A 930-nucleotide genomic window follows, 5' to 3' on the forward strand; every position below is an offset into this window, starting at 1 on the left:
ACAAGACCGCCCGGTCATACGCGGCAGGACTCTGCCTCTCCGCCGCTCTGCAATGGATTTAGCAACACGTCCTAGGACGGCCGCTCAGATCCACCCCATCTCGCGGGCGATCAGAGCCGCCTGCGCGCGGTCGGACGCGCCGGTCGTGCGTCTGACGCCTGGCTTGCGCAGAGCGGCCGCCCGGCCGGCGCCGCTTAGGCTGGGAAGCCTATGACTTCGCGCCTCGAACCCGGTACCGTCGCTCCTGCCTTCACGCTGCTCGACCAGGATGAGAAGAGCGTCTCGCTCTCCGACCTCCGCGGACGGAAGGTCGTCCTCTACTTCTACCCGGAGGCGCTCACGGTCGGATGCGCCAAGCAGGCGTGCGACTTCCGCGACAGCCTCGGCTCGCTGCAGAGCGCCGGGTACACGGTGGTCGGCGTCTCGCGCGACGAGCCCGAGAAGCTGCGCCGCTTCCGTGAGCGCGACGGCCTGACCTTCGACCTGCTGAGCGACCCCGACCACGCTGTGCACGATGCGTACGGCACGTGGGGCGAGAAGAACAGCTACGGCCGGATCATCGAGGGAGTCATCCGCTCGACGTTCGTGCTCGACGAAGAGGGCGTCATCGAGAAGGCCCTCTACAACGTCAAGGCGACCGGGCACGTCGCGCGGCTGCGCCGCGACCTCGGCATCGACTGACCCACCTCAGCCCTCTCGCCCGCGGTCCCCGACACTCTCGTCGGCGGCCGCGGTGCTGCGCCATGGCGTGGTGGGTCAGGTGCGGATGCGGGTGAGGGTGCGGCGGATGCGGGTGCGTATGCGGGTGGTGGAGCCTTGTGCGGGGCGGGGTGTGCAGTCGCGGTCGATCCATCGGGGCGGGACGATGTAGGGCACGCCGTGGTGCATGTGGATGTTCCAGCCGGAGGTGTCGAGGTGGTGGTGGTGCCA

General features: G+C 69.0%; 1 protein-coding gene. It reads left to right on the top strand.

Going from position 1 to position 930, the window contains the following annotated elements:
• The first annotated feature begins 210 nt into the window (after positions 1-210).
• The gene (gene bcp, locus ACWXWW_RS17820) at positions 211-681 is read left to right on the top strand and encodes a thioredoxin-dependent thiol peroxidase (protein WP_282980312.1); all 471 of its coding nucleotides are present in this window, start codon (positions 211-213) and stop codon (positions 679-681) included.
• Positions 682-930: the final 249 nt, after the last annotated feature.

It is taken from the genome of Microbacterium sp. KNMS (genome assembly GCF_053851835.1).

Bases quoted from the DNA above. Each gene is read 5' to 3' on its own strand.
- bcp (WP_282980312.1), top strand. From the start codon at position 211: ATGACTTCGCGCCTCGAACCCGGTACCGTCGCTCCTGCCTTCACGCTG.